A 25,524-nucleotide genomic window follows, 5' to 3' on the forward strand; every position below is an offset into this window, starting at 1 on the left:
TAGGGATCCGGGCTTAAGCAGGAGGCCTTCCCGCAGCAGGTATATGCGCGGGAAGGCCTCCTTATGTCTTGCAGGGGATTGCCTGCTCTAAAAGTTGCCGCCGTTCCAACCCCAGTCGGTAGTGGCCGTGTAGCGAATGTAGATGCGGTCCTTGGGGATGGACAGCTCAGATTCCAGTGTGTCCATGATGGTCTTGGTCAGGCTTTCCCAGGCGGACTTGGGGACAGCGCTGCCGAAGACGTTGACCTCGACATAGGCTGCGGGCTTGCTGTCATCACCACCGAAGTAGATGGGCATGTCCGACTCGAAGGGGCACATGAGCCAGCCTTCAGACTTACCGGGGACAGCGGTGATGGCCTTGCCGTAGGCGGTCTTGATCCGATTGCGCTGTTCGGCAGTAAGGGGTGTGCTTACGTGAGTGTGGATGACGGGCATGGCGCTTCCTTTCCGGTCCGTCCGGCCATGACCCAATCAAGACGATTCGGCCCGCCTGGCGGATGGCTGACTATACTTCCGTCTCCCATAGTAGCCTCGACCAGATTGATGAGCTCAGCGCCAGCCGAAGGGCCGGTGACGCAGGGACCAGGCGCCCAAACGGTGAGCCACTGAACGCGGGTTGACCGGCTTGCCAGGCGCGGGCGCGTCCAGCAGCCACTTGCGGATCAGGAAGTTCCAGATGGCCACCACCACGGTGGCTGTGATCTTCGCGATGTTTGAATAGAGCAGGTAGCGGGCGTGCATGGTGGTGATGGCATCCGGGGGCAGCATGGCAGTGCCTGTCCACAGGATTACTTCGTTGATCCCCAGGCCGATGACCGAGGAGACCAGGAAGACCGTCATTTCCATCCACCGGGCCATGTCTTCCCGATGCTTGAAGACGTAGCGCATGCTGGCCAGGTAGTTGAAGACCAGTGAGATCAGGAAGGAGATGGCTCCGGCCAGGACATTGTTCAGGTGCGGCCCCATGATCAGCAGATTCATGATGCCGATGTCGATCAGGAAGGCGATGATGCCCACGATGCCGAACTTGAGCAGCTGTCCGATTAATCTACGCACGGTAGTCTATTCAATCATTCCTCCTGCGCTGGTGGTGTACCAGGAGCCGCTTGTGCGCAAAAGCCTTACGTTATGGCCTTAGGCAGGCAGCTCGGTCAGAATGGGTTCCTCGGTGCTGTTGCGGATCTGACGGAAGCCTACAAAGGCGATGGCCAGCGAGGCCAGAGCTAGAGTAGTGACCACCCCGAATCCGCCCTGGGACCCGTAACGGTCGATGAACTGCCCGGCCACTGCCGAACCGGCTGAGGACCCGATCGAATTCATGGCACTCAGCCAGGCCATGCCTTCGGTGAAGCGGATGGGCGGCACCAGGTGGAGCATGAGCTGGTTGCCGTTGATCCAGGTGGGTGCCTGGCAGACGCCGATGATCAGATAGATGACCATGATGGTCCACAGATTCCTGGCAAACATGAAGGTTCCGATACCCAGGTTGACCACCAGCAGGCAGAAGTAGAAACGCTTCCAGAGTGGAATAGTCCAGTTCTTGGCCCCGTAAAGCAGGGCGCCGACCAGGGAGCTGAAGGAGAAGCAGGCGAAAACGAACCCGGTCATCTGCTTCATCCCTTGCTCTGTGGCGAAGGCGATGATGGAGATGGACGCTGCGCTCTGAAAAGCTCCCAGACCGAACCAAGTGGCGCAGACGGCGATCATGCCAGCGCTCCAGAAGGCGCCGCTGCGGCTGTTTCCGCCCTCCTGGGCCCGCAGACTAGCCACCTGCTGAGCTTGCCGTTCTCTGTACTTTTTGCGGGTGATGCCTTGGGCGCGGGCCATGTCCGTCTGTGAGGGCGGCTCGGTTTCTCGGCAGGAGAGGAACATAAAGGCTCCCACCAGCACGCAGATCCCAGTGAAGGAGAAGGCCAACACGCCTGAAATGACCGCCAGGATGGAAGCCAGTGGGTTGCCGATCACCCACATGGCCTCGTCGAATACCCCTGACAGGGACAGGGCCTGGTTGGTGGCTCGATGGTCGCCACGAAGCAGATGCGTCCACCGGCTGCGACTCATGGCTCCCCAGGGCGGAATGGCCGCCATGAAGGGGGTGACCAGGTAGAGCACCCAGGTGGGAGCATGGGCGGTGATGGCTGTGATCAGGACTGTGGCGGCCACGATCCAGACCAGAACCGTGGGGATGGAAACCTGTCGCTGGCCGAACTTGTCGACCATCTTGCCCAGCATTGGGCTGACTAGGGCCAGGGCCACGGCCTGGATGGCGGTCAGGGCGCCGGCCAGGGCATAACTGCCGTAGTAGTGCTGCACCGAGATGGTGATGGTCATGCCCACCATGGGGAAGGGCATGGAGGCAATGACCGACCCCACTGCGAACTGTGCCGTGTGAGGCAGTTGCAGGAGCGCCGAGTATCCTCCGAAGACCCTGCGGCCGGCTTCGACCAGAGCTGCCTTCAATTGCCTTGGCATGGGCTGTTCGTCTCGCTTTCCTAGGGTGTTTGCACGGTCCCGAAGCATGTTTTCCTCAGGACCTTCCCCACGTATGAAGGGATGTGAGGCTGCTGGGGGGACTGCTACAGTGGTAACCATATCGGCACCTGACGGGTGCCATTGGGATACTGATAATTCTACCCTCCGTCATGGCCACTGATGAGGCTCGTCGGGGAGTTTGGGAGGTGGGTCGTGCCTGCGACGACCATTCATTTCGTCCGTCATGGCCAGGTTGATAATCCCGATCATATTCTCTATGAGCGATTGCCGGGATTCCATTTGTCTGACAGAGGCAGGGCCATGGTCGAGGCGACGGCCCGCTTTATGGCCGAGGCTCCCGGCATGCGCGATCTGGAAGCCGTCTACTCCTCTCCGCTGGACAGGACCAGGGAGACCACGGCCATCCTGCTTGAGCAGATCAACCCCGCCCGTGCCCAGCACGGCTTGAAACCGTTGGAACCTAAATACGATCGTCGTCTGATCGAGGCCGGCAACGAATTCCGCGGCAAGCGCATCGGTCATGGGCAGGGGGCCCTCTGGCGGCCCTCCAACCTGAGGCTGATTCTGGATCTACGCCGTCCCAGCTGGGGGGAGTCCTATCGGCAGATCGCCCGGCGAGTGGGGAATTTTGTCCGGCAGGTGGTCCGCAGCCATCCTGATGCACAGGTTCTGGCTGTTTCACATGAGTCGCCCATCTGGTCGTATCGCCACCTCTTGGAGACCGGCCATCCCGAGCACAATATGCTCCTCCGGGCTACTGCCCTGGCCTCGGTGACCTCTATCACCCTTGACTGCGCTACCGGCAAAGTGCTGGGAATCGCCTATGCAAACCCTGCGGCAGGCGTGTGAAGACCGCTTGAGCGGCCTAGGATGGCAGGGGATACTGTCGTGGAAGACTGTCCGAGAACCCGATGAAGGAGCGTGATGATCATGGTGGATGTGCAATCGAGCGCGGAGTCGATAAGCGGACGGCCCGCCGTGGCTGAGGCAGCTGAACAGGGGGCCAGGCTGGTGGACCTTTGGCCCTTGACAAAGGCCGAGCATCTGGCCAACGACGCCAAGTATGCGGAGGACCTGCAGGTGCGCATCAGCATGGTGCTGGCACAGCTGATGACGGGTGAGGATGTGACTATCCCTGACGCTGAATACGTCTATGAGGGTGCTGAGGACATCCCCGGACGTCCTCAGGAGCTGGTGGATGCCCTCATGGCGGCCAATAACGCCATCGAGGCGGCTGCACAGGCGCAGGGCGACCAGTCCAAGGCGCTTGCGGATTTGGCTGACACTTTGGGCAGCGGCTGGGACCAGGCCCGGCAGCAGGATGTGGCTGCCGGAGTGGCCAAGGCCGAGCAGTCCCTGCAGGATCAGAACAAATCTTCCGAATCTTCTCAGGACAAGGAGGAAGTGGCCCAGGCCCTTGCTGCGAGTCTGGAGATCTGCCGTGATCTGCTTCAGCGTGCAGGCGCTGACCCTGGCCATGCTGCGGCCGCCGCGCCAATCCTGGTCTATGTCAATGAGCTCAACGAGCGACTGGGCATTCCCCGGGCTTTCCTGTCTGACGAGGATGTCGTCCACGCCCTGGGATTGCTGAATGATCCTGAGGCTTTCGCCGATCTGCTGGCCCCTCTGGTGGGCGCTGAGTGGGACCGCCATCGTCAGGAGGTGCTCTGGGACCCCGAGGAGGCCAAGCGCAAGGCCAAGGAGGATGATGAGCGCAAGAGTCGAGAGGCTCTGCAGGCCAAGTTCGCCCATGTGCCCGAGGACCTCAACAAGCCTCCTGTGGAGCTTTAAGAATTTCTGCCCTTCTCCTTGGCGTCGGTCAAGGCGAAGGGCAGAGAAGATTCAGCGGTCGAAGCGGGCTCCTCGTGGATCGCTAGGCCGGGCCAGTAGAATGATCCCGGCGACGGCTCCGGCGATCATGATCAATGCGCCCAAGCCAAGCAGGGAGAGCGAGGATCCCGGGTGCCCGTCTATAATAGCTATGATGGCGAAGACCAGAGGGATGCCGCCCACCAGCTCGCTTACGAAGGGCAAAAGTATCCAGAGACCGGACATGTTGGTGTCGTGAAGTCGCCGTACGCCCACAGCCAGATTCGGTATGAAAAATCCAAGGGTAACCAGGAGGGACAGGATCCGTCCCACAAAGAAGAATTCTGAGGTGATGAGCGAGAGCGCAAAGTCGATGAGGAAGACCATGAGAACAGGCCACCAATATTCCCCACGGGAGGCCCTTCCGGAGAAGACCGCGTATTTGACGAAGAAACGCTTGCAGGCGCTTACGAAGTCAATGCCGTACCAGGGCGCGTTCAGTGGCGGCTCGCCATTGAATCCGGCATCCGCATAGGGATAGGCTGGATACTGTGGAATCTGAGGCCCGGGCTGTTGGCCTGCTTGATACCCCGATTGATAGCCTGCCTGCGACCAACCCTCGGGTGTCTGATAAGGGTTGCCCGATGCATAGCCGGACGGCGGGGTTGTGCCATTGGGCTGACCATTGGCTTGGTCGGGATTCGGAACTTGGCCATAGGGCGCCTGCTGTTGTCCATAGTACTGCTGGCCATAGGGCTGTTGTTGGTTGTAGTCCGGCTGCTGACGATATGGCTGCTCTTGGTAGGCCTGTTCCTGGCGGTGGTCGTCGGCAGGTCTTTGGACTTCGCTGATCGGATGGTAGATGTCGCTCTGATCCGAAGCTGGCTGTGCATAGCCGGATTGTCCTGGTTGAGGCTGATTCAGGTAAGCCGTGGGTCCTGAGGCGGTTCCGTCTGCCTGATCGTTCTGGGTCCAGCCGTTGGCCGAACCCTGGTCATTGGGGCTCTGGCCCCCGTTGTTCGTATCATCTGGATAGCTCATCGATATTGTCCCTCTCATCTTCTGTTGATTATTCCGGATCTGATTCTTCTGTATGTTCCTATTATGGCAGGCCATTTCTTCTGCTTGCCAGTCATGGGTAGTGCAGGGGATGGAGGACTCGTCATATTCCCTCGGGCTGGTTTGTCGGATCCGGTATGTGATTGCTGTTGCAGGGCGGTTCACTCGTCGTCCGGATTGACCATATGATCGTCGCTGGCATCGCCCAGAAGCAGCCGTTCGGTCAGGGTGATCAGGCCCAGCAGGAGGGCGGTCAGCAGGATGATGACCAGGGTGGCCGAGAAGATCAGTGGAGTTCTAAAGGAGTTGAAGGCCGATTGCAGCCATATGCCCAGGCCGTTTCTGGCGCCCAGATACTCCGAGGTGGCCGCGGTGGCGAAAACATAGGCGGCGCTGATGCGCAGGCCGCCGAAGATCTGTCCTGCGGCCACTCTCAATTTGACATGCAAGAGGGTCCATATTCGAGTTGCCCCGCAGTTCAGCGCCACGTCCTGGTAGAAGCGGGGTACGGACTTGAGGCCCCGGTAGGTCTGGACCACGATGGGAAAGAGGGCGAAGACGGCCACGATGACTACCTTGCCCAGGGGCTCGAATCCGAACCAGATGACGAACAGGGGGGCGACGGTGATCAGCGGGATCATCTGGGCGCCGGCGATCAGGGGGTAGAGGGCGTCGTGCAGAGTTCGCCAGCGGTAGAGTGCCAGGCCGATCACTATTCCCAGGACCGAGGCCAGGAGGAAGCCCAGCAGGCCTTCAAGGAGGGTGATAGCGGTGGCGGGCAGCAGGTCCTCCCGGGATTGCACTGTGGCAGCCAGGACCCGGCTGGGCGCTGGCAGAACCTGTTCACTGACTCCGCCCAGCCGGGCAGCCAGCTCCCAGATGATCAGGAGCGCCAGCAGGGTGAGGGTCGGAGGCAACGCCCGGGCTCTGCCCTGCTTCCGCACCCTCATCGACCAGCTGCTTCCCGGACGTAGCGATCGGTCCACAGGTCCGTGGCCCGAGGGGCCTTGTTGGGGTCGCCCTTCTTGGCATCCCGGTAGGTGCCCGCCTTGAATTGGAAGTCCAGATAGTCCTGGGCATCCTTGACGTTGATCAGCCCGCTGATGCTCTTTTGCTCCGGGCTGTCGACCCAGTACCCTTCCTTGACGATGCTCTCCATGGAGCGCTTGGCCAGGGTCGGGTCGATGGCCGATCCCTTGGTCTCCCTGACCAGGATGTCCGCCGCCTGGTCGGGATGGCTCAGGGCGTAGTCGTAGCCCTTCAGGCAGGCCTTAACGAATGCCGTCAAGGCGCGACGGTGGCCGGCCTGCCGCAGCCAGGAATTTTTGACCACGAAGCCCAGTTGGTCGGGGTTGCCGGGCACTCCCCAGTCGGCCTGGGTGAAGCAGTGAAGGGCTGGGCCCTTGAGCTCGCTCTGCACGCCTTCCCAATTGGCGTAGAAGCCGGCGAAGTCGCCCTTGCCGCTGGTCAGTGCGGCGAAGGTGTTGGTGCCGCTGGTCACCCGCTTGAAGTCGCCCTTGCCTCCTGCGTAGCGGATCATCTGCTTGACTACGGCCGTCTGTTCAGCCGAGCCAAAGCTGACGAAAGTTTTGCCGTCGAAGTCCTTGGGGGTCTGGATGTCGGTGCGCGAGGCCAGCGAGCACCAGCGCGCCACGGAATGCTGGCCTATGTTGAAGACCTGCCGCAGGTCGGCTCCCTGGGAGTTGAAGGTGGCCAGGTTGCTCAGCTTGGAGAAGCCTACGTCGGCGACCCCGTTCTGAACGGAGGTCTCGGCTCCTGCCTGGGCCGTCGGCAGGATGGTCAGCTTCAGGCCGGCCTTGTCGAAGTAGCCTAGGTGCCGGGCCACGTAGATGCCTACATGATTGGTGTTGGGCGTCCAGTCCAGCATGAAGGAGAGCCTGGAGCCGTCATCGGCCTTGTTCTCTGCCCCCTTGGCACCGCAGGCTGCGCTCGTAGCTGCCATGCAGAGCGCAGCTACCAGGGCGAGCGCCCGCATGATCAGTTTGTGGCCGGGAATTCTCCTGGAGCCTCTGTTCCCCGACATGCTCATCACTGTCACCTTGCCTCTCCGGCACTCCTGGTGCCCATCCGCATCGGGGCCGCTACGGGAAGGTGAGGAGCCCGCGCGACGATCCGGTACGGTCTTGACCGATGGAATTCTGCGATGTGTGTCACGGCTGCTGCCACCAGCCGCGCGAACAAGACCACTCTAGTCCAACCCAGCCGGTCCTGCCTTGCCGTGATGAAAGGTTGCATCATTTGCCCGTATACTGGAGACTCACGAGAGATCCACGCGGGCCGGCTGCTGTCGGTCTCGTCAGGAGCAAGACAACCGATTTCGGTAGGGTTCGACGGAGAGGGTTCCCATGTCGGTGACCATCAGTGATGTGGCCAAGCAAGCGGGCATGTCCGTATCCACGGTCTCCCAGGCGCTCAATAACAAGGGGCGCATCTCCCCGCCTACCAAGGACAGGGTTCGCAGGGCGGCCATGGAGCTGGGCTACATCCCTGACAGCCGAGCCCGCTCCATGCGATCCTCGCGCTCGCATGCCGTAGGTCTGCTGGTCCCCGACATTCGCAACCCTTATTTCTCTGAGCTGGTCTACGCCGTCCAGGACCAGCTCTACTCGGCAGGCTACGCGCCCCTGATCGGCGTGTCCTCTTGCCAAGCCAGCAGGCAGGAGGACTATTACCGCATCCTTCTGTCTCGGCATATGGACGGTGTTCTGGTCGTGCCTGACGGACCCACCTCGCCCATGCTTCGCACCATGTTGGCAAGGGAATTTCCTGTGGTCTTCGTAGACCGTCCCGACCGGACCCTGCCCGGTGTTCCTCTGGTGGATTCTGACCCGGTGCCTGGCCTGGAGGCAGCCTTGGATGCGCTAGTAGCAAGGGGTTGCAGACGAGTGGCTTTCGTCCCGGGCCCAGAGAGCCGCTCCTATACCTTCCGCGAGCGCGAGCAGGCTTTTCTGGCCGGTGTGGATGCCTGTCAGGGGCTGACGGGATTGGTGGTCCGCCAAGGTTTCGAGGATCGCCCCCGGGCGGCTGCGACCATGCGCCACCTGCTTGGTCAGGGGGTGGACGCCGTTATCTTCGGCTACTCTGCCGATGCCATCAAGGCCGTTGCTATGGAGTGGGACGGCGACCAGCGCTCGCGAGTGCCCTTGGTCTCTTTCGACGACCTGGAGGTCTTCCAACTGATCAGTCCTCAGGTGTCGGTCATTTCCCAGCAGGTGGACCGCATGGGTCGCCAGGGGGTTGACATGCTCCTGTCCATGATCGAGCCGGGTCGGCAGTCCCCGGAGGGCATGAGCGTGGATCGCCGCCTGCGCACCCAGACCCTCTTTGTGCCGCGGGGTCTGTTGGCTTAGGCCTGTTCCTGCTTGATGCAGGGGTCGGGGCTGGGCAAAATGTGTGCGTGTCGAGCGGCTGCGTCGTCCCTGTAGATGATCCCCCGATGGCTCTTCGGCCATTTGCAGCCCTTGTCCAGACCCCGCTGTTGGTGACTTAGTCCACCAAACACGGGAACAACTAAATGTAGGAAACGAATCATCATCAAACACTACATATGGTGGTCACGACGTGATAGAGTAAGTCCTGTCAGCAAAAATGACATACATGTGATTCGCTGTTCCCGGTATGGAATTCGGGAACGCCAAAGCAAGCGCACATGAGTAACCGTATGACAACCGTATGAGGAGTGACGATGGATACTGAGGTCATGACCGATAGCGTGAAGGAGCGTGGCATTTCGGATCGCGATGCTGTTGACGGCATTCTGGTCGAGAAGCGCGACGGCCGGATCGTCGATTTTGATCCTGTCAACATCATGAACGCCATCGAAGCTGCTTTCAAGGATGTCAAGCACGAGGTCAGTCCTGAGGATCGCCAGCAGATCCGGGGTATGGCCCTGACCGTCCAGTCCGAGATCACTGATCGCTACACCAACCCAGTCAAGATCGAGGACATCCAGACCCTGGTCGAGCATGCCCTGGTCAATGCCCATCTTTATGAGATTGCTCGCTCCTATACCTCCTACCGTCTTGACCGTGACATTCAGCGGGCCAAGGCCACTGATGTCAATGAGGCCGTTCATCGTCTGACCAGCAAGGACGAGACTCTGGTGCGCGAGAACGCCAACAAGGACGCCAACGTCTACGCCACCCAGCGCGACCTGCTGGCCGGCGCGGTATCCAAGGCCTCGGCCTTCGCCATGCTGCCCAAGGATGTCTCCAACGCCCACATGAAGGGCGACATCCACTTCCACGACGCGGACTACTCGCCCTTTACTGCTGAGACCAACTGCTCCCTGCCCGACTTCGGTGACATGCTGGCCCATGGTTTCGAGCTGGGCAACGCCATGATGGACTCGCCCAAGTCCATCGGCACCGCTGCTACGCAGATCACCCAGATCATCAAGGACATTGCCGGCTCCCAGTACGGCGGTCAGACCGTCAACCGTTGTGACGAGATGCTGGACAGGTATGCGCGTCTGGACTACAAGAAGAACTATTCCATGGCTGAGGCTGTTCTGCCGGACGAGGAGCCTATTGATGTGGCCAAGGATGTCGTCCGCGGCCTCAAGGCCCGGGAAGCTGACTGGCTCCACTTGGACGATCGTGCTCCCATTGGCGAGGATGCCCCCTTCGATCTGGACGCTCCGCAGATTGTTCGGCTGCGTCAGGTCTATGCCAAGATCCTGACTCGCAAGAACATCTACGATGCCATGCAGACCATGGAGTACCAGATCAACTCCAACCGTGTCTCCAATGGTCAGACACCCTTCGTCACTGTGGGCTTCGGCCTGGGCACCTCTTGGTTCGCCAGGGAGATTCAGCGGGCCATCTTCCTGATTCGCATCCGCGGACTGGGCAAGGACCGCCACACCGCCATCTTCCCCAAGCTGGTCTTCACCATCAAGCATGGGCTGAACGCGGACGAGGGCGATCCCAACTACGACATGAAGCAGCTGGCTCTGGAGTGCTCGACCAAGCGCATGTACCCTGACGTGGTCTTCTACGAAAATTTGGTCAAGATCACCGGCTCCTTCAAGGCCCCCATGGGCTGCCGCTCTTTCCTGCAGGCCTGGACCAATCCCGAGACGGGGGAGGACGAAGAGGACGGTCGCATGAACCTTGGTGTCGTGACCGTCAACATCCCCCGCATCGCTCTGGAGTCCCGCGGCGACAAGGACCGCTTCTGGAAGATCTTTGACCAGCGTATGGAGGTGGCCCACCATGCTCTGCAGTTCCGCATCATGCGCTGCAAGCAGGCCACGCCCATCAACGCCCCCACCCTCTACCAGTACGGCGCCTTCGGCAGGCTGAAGCCCACCGACAGCGTTGACACCCTCTTCCGCAACAGCCGCTCCACTGTTTCCTTGGGCTACATCGGACTCTATGAGGCCACCAGCGTCTTCTACGGCAAGGACTGGATGAAGGACCACTCCTGGGATCCGGATGGCAAGGAGTTCGCCCTAAGCATTGTGCGCCGGATGAACCAGCTCTGCAAGCAGTGGGAGAAGGCTGAGGGGTACCACTATTCGGTCTACTCCACTCCGGCCGAGTCGCTGACTGACCGCTTCGCACGGATGGACAAGGAGAAGTTCGGCGTAGTCGACGGCGTCACCGACCACGACTTCTACACCAACAGCTTCCACTACCCGGTCTGGCTGCGGCCCACGCCCATGGAGAAGCTCAGCTACGAGCGGGACTTCCCTTACCTGGCCTCGGGCGGGTTCATCAACTACTGCGAGTTCCCATCCATGCAGCAGAACCCCAAGGCCCTGGAGGCGGTCTGGGACTACGCCTACGACATCGGCATCGGCTACCTGGGCACCAACACCCCCATCGACCACTGCTTCGTCTGCGGCTACGAGGGCGACTTCGAGCCCACTGAAGAGGGCTTCAAATGCCCCGAATGCGGCAATGACGACCCCGATAAGTGCAACGTGACCAAGCGCACCTGCGGCTACCTGGGCAACCCAGTCCAGCGGCCCATGGTCCACGGCAGGCACGAGGAGATCGCCCACCGCGTCAAGCACATGGAGGGCGAGACCGGCCACGTGGTCCTCAAGGACGGATCCACCAAGGAGTGGTTCGACGACAAGGCCGAATAGGCTCTGAAGAGGCGCAGTACATGGCGGGCCGGGTAGTTTGCGGCCCGCCATTGTCATGAGGAGGACCAGATGATGGACAAACAGGGAGCCATGAGAAAGACAGGCGGCCACCGTGACTTCGCTGCTGATGAGCAGGGGCGCGGTCCAGGGATCCCCTCTGAGCTGACCAACAATCCCAGGGCCGGCCAGTGGGACGGCCGTCGGCTTAGTCGAGGAATCGTGGCGGACTACAAGCGTCTGGTCATGACCGACGGCGAGGGGATCCGCTGCTCCCTCTACGTCAGCGGCTGCCCTTTCCGTTGCCAGGGGTGCTACAACGCTTCCATCTGGGACTTCGGCGCCGGGCACCCCTATACCCAGCAGCTTGAGGACCGCATTGTCAAGGACCTGTCGCTGTCCTATGTGCAGGGCATCACCTACCTGGGCGGGGAGCCCCTGCTCAACACCCCCATGCTGCTCGGCCTTTCGGAGCGGATCCGGCGCGAGTTCGGCCATGAGAAGGATATCTGGTGCTGGACAGGCTATACATGGGAGGAGCTGAACCGGCCGGGGGAGACCCCGGACAAGGCCCAGCTGATCTCCTACCTCGACGTGCTGGTGGACGGACGCTACTTGGAGAATCGGAAGAACAGCCTGCTCCAGTTCCGAGGCTCGGACAACCAGCGGATCATCGATGTGCCGCGTTCCTTGGAGCAGGGCCAGGTGGTCATCTGGCCCAAGCTGCATGACCAGACCAGGTTTATTCCGGAGACCTACAGCAAGGACAGGCAGCAAGAGCAGCAGCGGGGCTGATACCGGCTCCTGCTCTGAGTTGGTCTACGTCGCCTTGCCGGGGCACAATGGGTGTCATGACTGATGAGCATGATCACGACGCCAAACCCGACCTGCCCAAGGATCTGAGGGTCCGCTTCTGCCCCTCGCCGACCGGCACCCCGCATGTGGGCATGGTTCGAACCGCACTCTTCAACTGGGCCCAGGCCCGGCACTCGCACGGTACCTTCGTCTTCCGCATCGAGGACACCGATGCCCAGCGCGACAGCGAGGAGAGCTACCAGCAGATTCTGGAGGCCCTCAAGTGGCTGGGGCTGGACTGGGACGAGGGTGTGGAGGTCGGCGGACCGGATGGCCCCTACCGGCAGTCCGAGCGTGGCGATATTTACCGCGATGTAGCCCGGCAGCTGCTGGATGCCGGCTACGCCTACGAGTCCTATTCCACTGCCGAGGAGATCAAGGAGCGTAACCTGGCCGCTGGTCGACCGGCGGCTTTCGGCTACGACGGCTATGACCGCGACCTGAGCAATGAGCAGCGTCAGGCCTTCCGCGACCAGGGTCGGCGACCCGCCCTGCGCATCCGCATGCCTGACGAGGACATCGCCTTTGACGACCTGATTCGCGGGCATATCGAGTTCAAGGCCGGGTCCGTGCCCGACTATGTGATTGTGCGCCCCAACGGCGATCCACTTTATACTCTGACCAATCCGGTGGATGATGCCCTGATGCGCATCAATGTGGTCCTGCGCGGCGAGGACCTGCTCAGTTCCACCCCCCGGCAGATCGTCCTCTACCGTTACTTGATGAAGCTGGGCATAGCCCGGGCCATGCCTCTCTTCGGGCACCTGCCCTATGTCATGGGCCAGGGCAAGAAGAAGCTGTCTAAGCGCGACCCTGAGTCCAACCTCTTTCTGCACCGGGAGCACGGCTTCATTCCGGAAGGTCTGCTCAACTATCTGGCCCTGCTGGGCTGGTCAATTGGCCCCGACCGGGATGTCTTCTCCATGGATGAGATGGTTGAGCACTTTGACATCCGGGATGTCAAGGCCAATCCGGCCCACTTCGACATCGACAAGGCAGTAGCTATCAACGCCGAGCACATTCGCATGCTGGAGCCACAGGACTTCCTGAACCGGTCCTTGCCCTACCTCAGGCGCGACAGGCTGGTGAGTGCTGAGCGCTGGCAGGACCTGAGCGATCGTGAGCAGCGGATCCTGACCGCTGCCGCCCCCCTGGTCCAGCCTCGCGTACGTCTGCTGGGCGAGGTCTCCGGCATGGTAGGCAGTCTGCTCAGCAAGGAGGATTACCTGGAGCCCCAGCCGGATGCCCGTAAACAGCTCAAGGACTCCGCTGGACAAGTCTTGGACCTGGCCATTGCCGCTCTGGATGATGTATCCGACCAGGACTGGAAAACCGATCACCTGCACGACCTGCTCACTCAGGCGCTGGTGGATGAGGGCGGCTATAAGCCCCGACTGGCCTTCGGGCCGGTCAGGGTGGCGGTCTCGGGAAGGCGGGTTTCGCCACCCCTGTTTGAGTCCCTGGAGATCTTGGGCAAGAGCACAACACTCCGGAGGATGGCCAACTTGCGCCAAAACCTCTGAGCGGGTATATTTCTTTTTTGTTGTGCTACTGACCTGCTGAACCGGGTTCGTACGCGGCGAAAAGTGAAGCCCCCGTCGTCTAGCGGTCTAGGACTACGCCCTCTCACGGCGCCAACACCGGTCCAAATCCGGTCGGGGGTACGACATGTGGCAATCGTCCAAGCGGTTGTCGCACAGCCAATTGGGGTATGGTGTAATTGGCAACACAGGTGATTCTGGTTCATCCATTCTTGGTTCGAGTCCAGGTACCCCAGCAGTAGGGATTCAGAGTCCCCAAGAGCGGAGCATCGAAACGATGTTCCGCTCTTCTTGTATGCGTATTGCTGCGTTTCTCAGAAATGCTTCCGGTTTCCAAAGAGGCGGCCGGTCGTGTCCATGAGAGTCGTCCGCGGTGTGAGCAAGCAAACAAAAAGAGGAGGCCCGGCAGGCAGTCATGTCAGAGTTTCCGATGGTGGAATCTGATACGTTGAGCATAGAAGTTTGAGTGATGGACCCGGTCATCGGCTGATCGGGCGGCATCACCCAGTGTTTGAGTCATTGTACGGTTTTCTTTGGTAAAGGTGCGTGAACATGACGACAATCATGGTGTTGGGAGCCGGTTATGCGGGCCTTCGCGTGGTCAAGAGGCTGGCTCATGCCAAGACGGATGCCCATGTGGTGCTGGTCAACCAGAATGAGTACCACTACGAGTCCACCCAGCTGCATCAGTTGGCGGCGGGAACCAAGGAGCCAGCGGATGTGGTCTTCGACCTGCGCAAGTCTCTGCCTGATTCGGTGACACTGATCGTCGACAAGGTGGTCGGCATTGATCAGGACGGCCATCGGGTGAGCCTGGAGCATCACGATCCCCTGTCCTACGATTACTTGGTCAACGCCCTGGGCTTCGAGTCCGAAACCTTCGGCATCAAGGGGGCCGAAGAGCATGGATGGCCCATCGTGGACGTGGACACCGCTCTGGCAGCCCGCAGGAAATTGGAGCAGACGCTGGCCCGCTACCAGACCAGCCATGATCCGCTGGACCTGAGCATAGCGGTTTGTGGCGCGGGCTTCACCAGCATCGAGTACCTGGGCGAGCTGGTCTATCGGCTGCCTCAGCTTTCGAAGCGCCTGGGCTTCCCCATGGATCGGGTCAAGGTGGACTGCATAGAGGCGTCGCCCAAGATTCTGCCCATGTTCAGCAAGGACCTGGTCGACTGGGCTGTGGATTATCTGAGCAAGCGGGGAGTCAACTTCCACACCTCGACCCCTATCACCGAGGTCAAGCAAGGTGCCGTGGTCTCCAATGACCAGGAGTTCAAGGCCCATACGATCATTTGGACAACGGGCGTACGTGGCAGCCACGTTATTGCCGATTCAGGGTATAATCAGAAGCGCAACCGTGTAGTGGTCAGGGATGACCTATCGGTGGAGCAGCATCCAGAGGAGTTCCTGGTGGGTGATGTGAGCGCCGTTCCCGACCCCCAGTCAGGTCGGCTCTACCCAACTACTGCACAGATTTCGATGGCCCAGGCTGATACCGCGGCCGCGAATGTCCTTGCCAGAATGCGGGGGCAGGAGCCTCAGCGGTTCACCTTCCGGAGCGAAGGAACTGTGTGCTCCCTTGGCCCTCACGCCGGGGTCGCCGAAATCGACCGAATGGGGACGCTGAAGCTCAGGGGCAGGATGGTCTCGGTCCTGAAGTGGATCGTCAACGAGCGGTCGGTCCTTGAGTTGGCCGACGTGCGTACCATGCTGGAGAGCAACTGAACCAGCGTCTCAAGGAATGCAAGGGACAAGGCGATGAAAGAGGGGAGGACGAACATGATTCAGGACATGAGGAAGTCGCCGCATCGGTCTGCGACGGAAAGTATGTTCGTTCCGCTCCAGCCTCGGATCGGATCATTTGCGGCGAGGATTGCCATTGGCCCTGCGTTCATCAATATGATTGACTACCTCCTGCTCCTTCTCATTCCGGTGGAAACCCCGGCCGACTGCGGCTTCCGCCAGGAGTGCGGAGATCCCGCGCCCGTATGCGGATCGGCAGGAGCGAGAGGAGAGTGGCATTAGCATGAGTTTCCTACAAGGTTTGTGGTTTTTCGTCATTGGCCTGCTTTTTGCAGGGTTCCTCCTGCTCGAGGGGTTCGACTTTGGCGTTGGCATGGCTACCAGGTTCGTGGCCCGCGATGGTGATGAGCGTGCCACCTTCATGAGGGCCATCGGCCCCCACTGGGACGGCAACGAGGTCTGGCTGATCACTGCCGGCGGCGCCATGTTCGCGGCTTTCCCGCTCTGGTACGCCTCCCTCTTTTCGGGGTATTACATCCTGCTCTTCCTGGTGCTGGTCGCCCTGATCCTGCGCGGAGTCTCATTCGAGTTCGCCTCCCACGCACTGACCAGCCGTGAACGTGGCGTATGGCAGTGGGCCAACTTCATCGGCTCCCTATTTGCGCCCTTCTTCCTGGGTATGATGCTGACCAGTCTGATCCAGGGCATTCCCATGGATAAGAACGGCGATGCCTGGCCCGGGTTCTTTGACGTGTTCAACTGGCTTTCCGTGGTAGGCGGCATAGCAGTCGTCTTCTTCAGCTTCGTCCACGGCCTGCATTTCCTAAGTCTGAAGCTTGGAGCCATGGATTCACGCCGGATGCTCAACGTCAGCGAGAAGGCCTATTGGATCGCCTATCCGGCACTGGTCGTCTTTGTGCTCCTGGCCATCTTCAACACCGACTTCTACAAGGCCCGCCCCCTGTCCACCTGGCTGATCACTGTGATCATTCTGGCATCCGTCATTGGAGGCCACCTTGCTGTCTTCAAGAAGCACGGCGGCTATGCCTTCACCTGCTCGGGCATCACTTTGATGGCCATCATCGCCTTTATCTTCAACGGGCTCTTCCCCCGTGTGATGATCGCCGACAATCCGGCTCACGACCTGCTGATCCAGGATGCCTCGGCTTCTCCGCTGACCATGAAGATCATGACTGTGGTGCTTTGCATCCTCCTGCCCATCATGCTGGCCTACTTCATCTGGAGCTACTTCATCCAGCGCAAGCGGCTGGAGACCGATGGCGCCCACCTGAACTCGCCTGTGGCCCCTTCGGCCACCGTGGCTGAGGCCCTCTGAAATTCAAGGGGCAGGGGAGACAGCGCCGACAGGACCGGAGGACATCCGAAGGGTAATGCATTGATCGACAAAAATCTCTTCCGTTTCGATGGAGTCCGGTCCACCCTGGGCCTGCTGGCCGGCCTGTCCCTGGTCCAGGGAATCGGTGTGGTGGCTCAGGCCTATGGACTTACCTTGGCTCTGGTGCGCATTTGGCACCTTCAGAACCTCAGTGTGCTGGTGGCGCCAGTGCTGATCTTTTTGGTCGCCTACACCTGTCGGCAGCTCTGCGACGTGGCCAAGGATCGTATCGCCACCGATCGTGCCGATGCCGTCGTGGCGCAGCTGCGGCCCCGAATTCAGGACAAGGTCTTCTCGCTGGGCCCATCGGCTCTGGCCCAGCGCGGCACAGGATCGGCCGTCACCATGTTGGTGGACGGACTCGACCAGGTGCGCACCTATGTGTTGACGGTCCTGCCCAAGCTGATGGATCTCATTTTCATCCCCCTGATCGTTCTGGTCATGGTCTGGGCACAGGATGCAGGTTCCGGTCTGATTCTCCTGCTTATGCTGCCCCTGCTCATCTTCTTCATGGTCATCCTGGGCCTGGCCGCCAGGGATCGCTCCAGTCGACAGTACGCCCAGTTCCGAAAGCTCAACACAAGGTTCATGGATACGGTCTTGGGCCTGCCGACCCTGAAGATGCTGGGCATCGACAAGGAGTACGAGGACGAGATCTATTCGGTATCCGACCGCTTCCGGAAGAGGACCATGAGCGTTATCCGGGTGGCTATGACCTCCACTTTTGCCCTGGACTTCTTCGCCACTTTGGCCATCGCGATCATGGCGGTCTTCCTGGGCAACAGCCTGATCGATGGCAAGGCGGAGCTCTTTCCCTCCCTGCTGGCCCTGATCCTGGCTCCCGAATACTTCATGCCTATTCGCCAGTTCGGAGACGACTTCCATGCAACACTGAACGGCAAGAATGCCTTGGATGACATCGTAGGCATGCTGGCCCAGCCTGAGCCTAAGCGCTTGGAGGAGCTGGACTGGTCCGGGTGGAAGCAGGACAGCCACCTGCACCTGGAGGGAATCGACTTCGCCTATCCTGGCCCCAAGCCGTTGCAGAGCAATGCGTCAGCCGGGGCGCAGATGGATGCCATGGCCAAATCCGAGAATCAAAAGACCGGCAAGAAAAGCAATAAGCCCAAGGAATCCAAGGATCATGACGGTGATGGGATGCCGGTTTCGGTGGCATCCAATTCCGGAGCATCGCGAGGAACCGAAGTCGAGGATGTTCCGGAGTCACAGGTCCGCCGGGTCGACAGCGATGCCGAGGAGCAGCCCCTGGCCCTGAGCGGGCTGGAGCTGGACCTGCGCGGCTTTTCCAAGGTGGCCGTCGTCGGCCGTTCAGGAGCAGGCAAGTCCACATTGATGGATTTGCTGGCCGGCTTTGAGCAGCCCAAGGCGGGCAGCATCGACTTGGACGGTCATCTGCTGGAGCACTGCAATGCGGCTGCCTGGCAGCGGCACATCAGTTATATTCCCCAGAACCCCTTCATCTTCCATGGCACCGTGGCTGACAACATACGCTTCTACAACCAGGATGCAGACGATGCTGCGGTGGCTCGTGCAGCCGACCAGGCCGGGTTGACCGACTGGCTAAAAACACTGTCCGACGGTCTGAACACCCGAATCGGTGAGGGCAACCGTGGCATCAGCGGCGGCCAGGCTCAGCGAATCGCCCTGGCCAGGGGCGTCTTGGACCCCTCACGCGAGATCCTGTTGTTTGACGAGCCCACCGCCCACCTGGACATCGAGACGGAATACGATCTGAAGCAGACACTGCTGCCCATCATGAACGGGCACCTTGTCGTCCTGGCCACCCACCGCCTGCACTGGCTGGCCAACATGGATTGGGTGATCATGCTGGAGGATGGACGGATTGTAGCCCAAGGCGATCCGCACGAGCTGATCGGTCAGGGCGGGCCCTTGGATGATCTGATCAATGAGATGGGGGGGAACCAGATTGCCGACTACCAGCAGGACTGATGCCGCCGGAAAAGGCGGCAGGAGGGCGCCGAAGACCTCCCGCCGCGGCCGCGGGCTGTCAGGCTACATGCAGATCTGGCACCGGGATCATTGGTTCTGGCCCTACCTTCGTCAGAACAAGGGGTTGCTTGCCCTGATCTTTTTCCTGGGGGCCATCACCTTCGTCTGCGCGGCCGGGCTGATGTTCACCTCGGGCTTCCTGATCAGCAGGTCGGCCCGTCACCCCTTCAACATCTTCGCAGTCTACGTGCCGGTGGTCCTGACCAGGGCCTTCGGCATCGGACGGCCGTCATTCAAGTACCTGGAGCGCATCAAGAGCCATGATTGGGTGCTCCGAGTAGTCTCCAAGCTGCGGGTTCAGCTCTATCGCACCCTCTCGCAGGATGCTGCCTTCCTGAACGAGCATGAACGCACGGGCGAGGTTTTGGGCATGCTCTCGGACGACCTGGACCATTTGGAGAACTTCTACCTGCGCACCATCTTCCCCACGGTCGTGGCCTATATTATGTGGGTGGTGGTCACCATCGCCGTAGGCGTCTTCTCCTGGCTGACCTCGCTCCTGCTCTTCCTGCTTTTCGCCTTGATCCTGATCCTGGTCCCGCTGGTCTCGCTGGCTTATTCAGACGGGCGCTATGACATGGAGAAGGCAAGGCGGCAGGACCAGTACACTGCTGTAACTGAGAGCTATATGGGCCTGGGGGATTGGGTGATCACCCGCCGCCGGCGGCGGTTCGTGGATATAGCGTCCGACGATTTCAACGACATCGCCAATGGCCGTAGGCAGCAAAAGCGGTTCGAACGATGGCGCAATTGCGGCATCCAGATGATTTTCGCCCTCATGGTGGTGGCTCTGATCGTTGGAGCGGATCTGCGTATGACCAGTTCCACCTCCGTTGCGGACTTCGCGGCAGCAGTGGTCCTGGCGGTTTTTCCTTTGGTCGACTGTTTCATCGTGGTCTCCCAGGCGGTGGCTGAGGTCCCCCTTTATACGGACTCTCTGGGCCACCTGAATGAACTGACCGAGCGGGTCGAGTCCCGGCGGATTCCGGCCAGTGCTCAGACCAGGCTGGAGGGGCCGATCCGGTCGATCGTTTTCGATCATGTCAGTTTCTCCTACGGGCCTGATGACCCGCTGTTGCTGGACGACTTCAGCCTGCGGATCGAGGGTGGACAACGAGTGGCCCTGCTCGGTCCCAGCGGTGAGGGCAAGACAACGGTTCTTCAGCTGCTTCTGGGCGACCTGCGCCCCACCAGTGGCCGCATCCTGATCAATGGAATACCGGTCGATGCCTTGCAGGACCAGCGTCCCGAGCTTTTCGGCTATTTGAACCAGCAGGCATTCCTCTTCAATACCACGATTGCCTCCAACGTGCGTCTGGGCGCTCCACAGGCCGATGACGATCAGGTCCGCCAGGCCTTGAAGGCTGTTCAGCTGGATAAGGTCGTTGCGGGCATGCCCCAGGGAATCGACACGCCGGTGGAGGAGGCCGGCGGCCGTCTTTCAGGCGGGCAGCGTCAGCGTGTGGCCTTGGCCAGAATCGTGCTCAAGCGCACTCCCATCATTCTTTTGGACGAGCCCACCATCGGTCTGGATCCCATTACCGAGCGACGGCTCATGGCTATGATTTTCAGAGTAAGCCAAAAGCGCACACTCCTTTGGGTGACCCATCACCTGCAGGGGCTGGAGGAGGCCGACCAGGTCATCTTCATGCAGGACGGGCACATCGTCATGCAGGGGCGCCCGGTCGACCTGTATCGGGAGAACGCACGTTTCCGTGAACTTTATCGCATGGATGTCTCGGACGTGGACAAGAGCGACGGTCAAGGGATATACTTGGACTGGCAGTCAGATTCGGATGGACGGAACCCTGTTGAATGACCATCAGGCTGTTTTCCGGGCAGTGAGCTTTGCGCGGTTGCCAGGTCGTCGATCTTGGCGGATGGCTTCCCTGCTAGTTGTTGCATGCCGACAGTTCATGGACTGTACGGTATGGAAGCCGAAGCCCGGAGAAGCGGCAGGATCGCTAAGCCGGAGGGCCAAAAGGCTTTCGTAGGTAAGAAGTCCGGTCACATTTGAATCCGTTCGGATTCGAGCCGTGCACTCACGCCCGACGAATCACTGCAGAGATTGGGAGGAACGATGTTCACTGTATTGGGATTGTCTAGATTCCAGTTCGCCATGACGACGATATTCCACTTCTTCTATGTCCCTATGACCATCGGTCTGTCCCTGGCGGTCGCGATCATGGAGACCATCTATGTGGTGACCAAGAAGGATGTCTACAAGAAGATGACCATGTTCTGGTCCAAGATCTTCCTGCTCTCCTTCGCAGTCGGCGTGGTCACTGGGATCATCCAGGAGTTCCAGTTCGGCATGAACTGGTCCAACTACTCCAGGTTCATGGGTGATATCTTCGGTGCCCCATTGGCCATCGAAGCCTTGCTGGCCTTCTTCCTGGAATCCACATTCATCGGTGTGTGGATGTTCACTTGGAACCGCTTCAAGCCGGCTGTGCATGCGGTCTTCATCTGGCTGACCTTCCTGGGCTCATCCATGTCGGCCATCTGGATTCTGGCTGCCAACAGCTTTATGCAGCATCCGGTCGGCTTCGAGATCAACCAGGCCACCGGCCATGTGCGTCTGACCGATTTCGGCGCCGTGGTATCCAACCCCCAGTTATGGATAGAATTCCCCCACGTCTTCTTCGCTGCCGTCTGCACAGGGGCTTTTGTGGTCATGGGCTGCAGCGCCTTCAGCCTGCTGAGGATGCATCTGGGCAACAAGGATAAGGCCGTGGCTGCTGTAGAGGCTGACTCCGGTAAGCAGGCCAAGGTCAACTTCTTCACCAAGTCCATCCGTCTGGCCGCCCTGATGGGGCTGATCGGCTCCATCTGCGTGATTACCTATGGTGATCTGCAGGGCAAGTACATCGTGACCGATCAACCGATGAAGCTGGCCGCCACTGAGGGCATCTACGAGGATACCGGCGATCCTGCCCCCTGGACGGTTGTGGCTTTGGTCAACGAGAAGGATCACAAGGTCGACGGGTCTGTCGAGGTTCCAGGCGCCATGTCCATACTGGCTTACGGCAAGAGCACAGGGGCCGTCAAGGGCATGAACACCATCAACAAGGAGCTGCACGAGAAGTATGATGCCAAGTATGGCAAGGACATGAACTACTACGTACCGGCCGCCACCCTTTTCTGGGTCTTCCGCCTGATGGCCGGAGTCGGCTTTGCCTTCGCTCTGATATCCGCATTGGTGCTTTGGTTTACCCGCAAGAAAAAGAACACGCTGTTCACTACTCGTTGGAAGCTCTGGATCATGGGTATCTTTACTTTCGTCCCCTTCGTGGCCACGACCAGCGGCTGGCTGGTGACGGAGCTTGGACGATATCCATGGCTGGTCTACGGTTTCCAGACCATTGCCGATGGAGTCTCGCCGACGAGCACGGTGCCAAACCTGCTCTTCACCTGCACTGTCTATTTCCTCCTCTTCCTGGTACTGGGCGGAGTCATGGTCTTCTATACCAGGAGGACCCTGCACCAGGGACCCTTCTACCGGCCGGATGACGGCAATGGGCCGCAGACTGCCAAGGTGCATGGCGCTCCCGCCCGGGTGGCCTTGGCCTGACGGCTGGCTGGCTAGCTGGCCCACCCTCTCTTCCCCTTCGGCAAGCCCCCGTTTCGGACCTCACGGTTCGGGACGGGGGCTTTGCTGTCATCAGGCCTTGGCGTCAGTGGGGGGCAATCCCGAGCATGAAGCGAATGTTTTGGCGAATGCTCGGCATATGCATGATATCCGACCGGCTTCGCTCCCTCTCGTTTGGTAGTGCCGATTCGGTCAGATCTGAGCGGTTATCGTAGTTGCCATGCCCTGAAGCAGGTCGCGCACGCCTTTGGCCACGGGGGAATCCTCCAGACTGTCTACAGCACGCCGCAGATAGTCCCTGGCGGTTTGCCGACTGCTCTCCATCAGGTGGGGATGGCTTCTGAAGTAGGCGACCACCTGGACAGGATCGTCTTGCTGGACCAGTGTTCTGAAGTTTTCATCCTCCTGGAATCCCAGCAGAACCGGCAGAGTGTAGATCCCATCGCGGATATCCTCCAGCTTGGGCTTGCCGGTGTCGTGATCCAGATCAAAATCATTGATGTCGTCGATGATTTGGAAGGCCATACCCAGATTACTGCCGAAGTTTCGGGCAGTCCGTTCCAGTGCCGGGTCGGTTGGCTGGCCGTCGAGGCGGATCCCGGTCAGGCAGGCCAGGCGGAAGAGGGCCGCCGTTTTGCCGGAGATGGCTCGGTCGTAGTCGTCTATGGTTATCTGGGTGTGGTGGCGGTCGGACTCCTGATAAAGCTCCCCGCCTACAATTTCGCAGACTGTGCCGGCCTGCTCCCTGATAAAGGCTGTATCAGGGGCTATGGAGGCCATGATCTCCATGTAGCGCGAGAGGATCAGATCTCCCAGATAGATGGCGGCCTTGTTGCCTCGGATGGTGTGGACCGTAGGCTTGTTGCGGCGGATGGGGGCATTGTCCAGAACGTCGTCGTGAACCAGCGTGGCTAGATGGAGCATCTCGATGGCGGCTGCGCCGGTGATGACAGTGTCGTCCACCAGTCCTTCAGTGCTGGTGCCGACTCGGGCAAAGAGGACCACCATAGCGGCTCGGATCATCTTGCCGTGGTTGTCCAGCAGTCGACGGTAATCCTCCTGATAGGGAGCCACATGGGTGCGCTCTTGGTGCAGGCGGTCGACGACCCGCTCAAGATCCTTGCGCAACAGGAGCCCTTGTCCTTCTGCCATGGAGGTATGCTCCCTCTCGCTTGTTGAGAACCGCAACATATTCAATATACCAAGTACAAGACCATGCCTGGAGATCATTGGCCCGGTCCTGGCTGCCGCTGTGGCCAATGTGGCCAATCTCACACCACTCTGCCACCGCGCTGCGGCAATCCTCCGACCTAGGACGAAGGATGCCATCTTCACGGGCCATTTCTGGGAAGTGGTTGCACAGATCGGGCGAGGGCCGAAGCCAGGTGAAGTAGGCTGGGATATATGAGTCAGCATTACCACGCGTATCAGGCCTGCCCACAAGGCGGCGAGGCAGGGCATGATCGACCGCTGTCCGTTTCGGCCCGGTTAGGGCGACTTCAGTTCCATCACTCGGGCAAGTTCAGACTTTTGCAATTGGCCGATGTCCAGGAGGGCCCCAAGGTCTCTACGGACACGATCAGGCTGATAGGCGCGGCCTGTGATGCAGCCAGACCTGATCTGGTGATCTTCTCGGGCAACCAGGTGGCCGGTTACGACACGGCCTACGAGCACACCTTCCGCAAAAGGCGTTGGAGTACTCCTCTGGATGGCATCTACTCAGCAGGTCTGAGCATGGGCGGCGCCCTGGGACTGGGGGGAGCCTCGCTGAGGCGCTCCTCCAAGCCCCAGAATGGCCAAGCGGCTGCGGGCCGCCGGGGATCGGAGCATGGAGAGACCGGCAGGGGTGCCGAGCCTGTACGTCGGCAGAATATCAAGCACACCGAGGACCTGGTCCGCAGAACCGTCGGTCTGATCACCGGCCCGCTGGTAGAACGGGGGATTCCCTTCGTTGTTACCTATGGCAATCACGACTTCCAGTGCGGCCTAGACACCGATCAGATGGATGCCATCTACCGGGAAGTGCCCGGTTGTCTGAACCCAGAGGCTACGGTCGCCCATCCGGATCGGGTCCACGCGTTGATCGGATCGGCCCTGCCCTCCCAGACGGCCTTCGTCTGTGCCCCAGGCACTTTCGTTCTGCCAGTGGCGGATTGCGACGGTCATGGGGTGGTCATGGGCCTGGTCCTGCTGGACTCCGGCGACTATGCCCGCTCCGGCGGCTATGGCCCGCCTTCGGCCCAGGCCCTGGACTTCCTGGCGGCCGTCCCGGATCTCTTAGGCAACCGATCCATGGTGTTCCAGCACATGCCAATTCCCCAGTTCTATGATCTGCTTAAGCCAGTGCCGGCCACTACGGCTTATGCGGTCCAGGGCTACCGAAGCTTCGACTCCCATTGCTACATCCTGGATGAATCGCGCACCTGCCCGGGCTCCTACCTGGGCGAGGGCGTCTCCTGTCCGGACGAGGACAGCGGGGAGTATGACCTGCTGACCCGCGACGGCGGCTACTTTGCTCTCTTCGCCGGGCATGACCATCGCAATGGCTTCGTCGGACGCAGTGGTGACCTGACTCTGGGGGCAACGCCCACATGCGGATTTGGCTCCTATGGACCGGTGCCCGGCAAGCGGGCGGCACGGCTCTTCGAGTTCGACATTCGCCATCCCCATAATCCGCGCACCCAACTCCTGGAATTCGGCCAATTGGTGGGACGGCCCGGATCCCACAAGGTCTATACCTTCGCCATGAGCCATGTGCCTACCTCTACTGGGGATGCGGTCAATCTGCTGCGTCGTCCCGGATTCCTGGCAGGTGGCCTGACGGCCCTGGCGGGGCTGATTGCCTCTTGGCGCTCCACCAGGCGGCCATGAAGAGCCAGGAATCCGC

The 25,524-nt window shown here is 60.3% G+C and carries 19 protein-coding genes and 2 tRNA genes; 14 read left to right on the forward strand and 7 right to left on the reverse strand.

Going from position 1 to position 25,524, the window contains the following annotated elements:
* Window positions 1–87: 87 nt before the first annotated feature.
* From GYM67_RS01510 to GYM67_RS01520, 3 genes are all read right to left on the reverse strand, one after another.
* Window positions 88–435, reverse strand: coding sequence for a phenylpyruvate tautomerase MIF-related protein (locus tag GYM67_RS01510; RefSeq protein WP_220236812.1), 348 nt, complete (start codon window positions 433–435; stop codon window positions 88–90).
* 114 nt (window positions 436–549) lie between these two features.
* A complete protein-coding gene (locus GYM67_RS01515; protein WP_220236813.1) occupies window positions 550–1,056 on the reverse strand; it encodes a GtrA family protein in 507 nt (168 codons plus the stop codon).
* A 78-nt stretch (window positions 1,057–1,134) separates the two neighbouring features.
* A complete protein-coding gene (locus GYM67_RS01520) occupies window positions 1,135–2,472 on the reverse strand; it encodes an MFS transporter (protein WP_220236814.1) in 1,338 nt (445 codons plus the stop codon).
* A gap of 213 nt (window positions 2,473–2,685) precedes the next feature.
* Here GYM67_RS01520 and GYM67_RS01525 point away from each other — a divergent pair, with 213 nt between their 5' ends.
* Window positions 2,686–3,342, forward strand: a complete 657-nt coding sequence (locus GYM67_RS01525) for a histidine phosphatase family protein (RefSeq protein ID WP_220236815.1) — start codon at window positions 2,686–2,688, stop codon at window positions 3,340–3,342.
* 75 nt (window positions 3,343–3,417) lie between these two features.
* Window positions 3,418–4,284 (forward strand): hypothetical protein, encoded by an 867-nt coding sequence (locus tag GYM67_RS01530; RefSeq protein ID WP_220236816.1) that lies wholly within the window; start codon window positions 3,418–3,420, stop codon window positions 4,282–4,284.
* Between the two features lie 51 nt (window positions 4,285–4,335).
* On the opposite strand, the gene GYM67_RS01535 is transcribed toward GYM67_RS01530, so the two are convergent.
* The 3 genes from GYM67_RS01535 to GYM67_RS01545 form a co-directional block, all read right to left on the reverse strand.
* Window positions 4,336–5,343, reverse strand: a complete 1,008-nt coding sequence (locus GYM67_RS01535; protein ID WP_220236817.1) for a DUF805 domain-containing protein — start codon at window positions 5,341–5,343, stop codon at window positions 4,336–4,338.
* 179 nt (window positions 5,344–5,522) lie between these two features.
* Entirely contained in the window at window positions 5,523–6,311 is a 789-nt protein-coding gene (locus GYM67_RS01540) for an ABC transporter permease (protein ID WP_220236818.1), read from the reverse strand.
* On the reverse strand, window positions 6,308–7,411 hold the full coding sequence (locus GYM67_RS01545; RefSeq protein ID WP_220236819.1) for an ABC transporter substrate-binding protein: 1,104 nt from the start codon (window positions 7,409–7,411) through the stop codon (window positions 6,308–6,310). Before GYM67_RS01545 ends, GYM67_RS01540 begins: the two co-directional genes overlap by 4 nt.
* Before the next feature lie 337 nt (window positions 7,412–7,748).
* Between GYM67_RS01545 and GYM67_RS01550 the strand changes: the two genes are divergently transcribed.
* The 11 genes from GYM67_RS01550 to GYM67_RS01600 all read left to right on the forward strand — a co-directional run bounded on the left by GYM67_RS01550 (window position 7,749) and on the right by GYM67_RS01600 (window position 22,619).
* A complete protein-coding gene (locus tag GYM67_RS01550) occupies window positions 7,749–8,732 on the forward strand; it encodes a substrate-binding domain-containing protein (protein WP_220236820.1) in 984 nt (327 codons plus the stop codon).
* Between the two features lie 350 nt (window positions 8,733–9,082).
* The gene (gene nrdD / locus GYM67_RS01555; RefSeq protein ID WP_258561586.1) at window positions 9,083–11,479 is read left to right on the forward strand and encodes an anaerobic ribonucleoside-triphosphate reductase; all 2,397 of its coding nucleotides are present in this window, start codon (window positions 9,083–9,085) and stop codon (window positions 11,477–11,479) included.
* A 69-nt stretch (window positions 11,480–11,548) separates the two neighbouring features.
* Window positions 11,549–12,271 carry an anaerobic ribonucleoside-triphosphate reductase activating protein gene (gene nrdG, locus GYM67_RS01560; protein WP_220236822.1) on the forward strand — a complete coding sequence of 241 codons (723 nt, stop codon included), beginning with the start codon at window positions 11,549–11,551 and terminating at the stop codon, window positions 12,269–12,271.
* Window positions 12,272–12,327: 56 nt separating this feature from the next.
* The gene (gltX, locus tag GYM67_RS01565; RefSeq protein ID WP_220236823.1) at window positions 12,328–13,854 is read left to right on the forward strand and encodes a glutamate--tRNA ligase; all 1,527 of its coding nucleotides are present in this window, start codon (window positions 12,328–12,330) and stop codon (window positions 13,852–13,854) included.
* A 68-nt stretch (window positions 13,855–13,922) separates the two neighbouring features.
* A tRNA-Glu gene (locus GYM67_RS01570) sits at window positions 13,923–13,995 on the forward strand.
* A gap of 41 nt (window positions 13,996–14,036) precedes the next feature.
* Window positions 14,037–14,108, forward strand: a tRNA-Gln gene (locus tag GYM67_RS01575).
* Between the two features lie 316 nt (window positions 14,109–14,424).
* Entirely contained in the window at window positions 14,425–15,600 is a 1,176-nt protein-coding gene (locus tag GYM67_RS01580; protein WP_220236824.1) for an NAD(P)/FAD-dependent oxidoreductase, read from the forward strand.
* A gap of 301 nt (window positions 15,601–15,901) precedes the next feature.
* Entirely contained in the window at window positions 15,902–16,954 is a 1,053-nt protein-coding gene (gene cydB / locus GYM67_RS01585; RefSeq protein ID WP_220236825.1) for a cytochrome d ubiquinol oxidase subunit II, read from the forward strand.
* A gap of 60 nt (window positions 16,955–17,014) precedes the next feature.
* Window positions 17,015–18,985, forward strand: a complete 1,971-nt coding sequence (locus GYM67_RS01590; RefSeq protein WP_258561536.1) for an ABC transporter ATP-binding protein/permease — start codon at window positions 17,015–17,017, stop codon at window positions 18,983–18,985.
* Entirely contained in the window at window positions 18,963–20,864 is a 1,902-nt protein-coding gene (cydC, locus tag GYM67_RS01595) for a thiol reductant ABC exporter subunit CydC (protein WP_258561537.1), read from the forward strand. Before GYM67_RS01590 ends, cydC begins: the two co-directional genes overlap by 23 nt.
* A gap of 261 nt (window positions 20,865–21,125) precedes the next feature.
* Window positions 21,126–22,619, forward strand: a complete 1,494-nt coding sequence (locus GYM67_RS01600; protein ID WP_220236826.1) for a cytochrome ubiquinol oxidase subunit I — start codon at window positions 21,126–21,128, stop codon at window positions 22,617–22,619.
* A 210-nt stretch (window positions 22,620–22,829) separates the two neighbouring features.
* Here the strand turns inward: GYM67_RS01600 and GYM67_RS01605 are convergent, their stop codons facing one another.
* Window positions 22,830–23,789, reverse strand: coding sequence for a polyprenyl synthetase family protein (locus GYM67_RS01605; RefSeq protein WP_220236827.1), 960 nt, complete (start codon window positions 23,787–23,789; stop codon window positions 22,830–22,832).
* 252 nt (window positions 23,790–24,041) lie between these two features.
* Between GYM67_RS01605 and GYM67_RS01610 the strand changes: the two genes are divergently transcribed.
* Window positions 24,042–25,508, forward strand: coding sequence for a metallophosphoesterase family protein (locus tag GYM67_RS01610; RefSeq protein ID WP_220236828.1), 1,467 nt, complete (start codon window positions 24,042–24,044; stop codon window positions 25,506–25,508).
* The last annotated feature ends 16 nt before the right edge of the window (window positions 25,509–25,524 follow it).

It is taken from the genome of Bifidobacterium asteroides (assembly GCF_019469425.1).
In the GTDB taxonomy this organism is placed as follows: Bacteria; Actinomycetota; Actinomycetes; order Actinomycetales; family Bifidobacteriaceae; genus Bombiscardovia; species Bombiscardovia asteroides_I.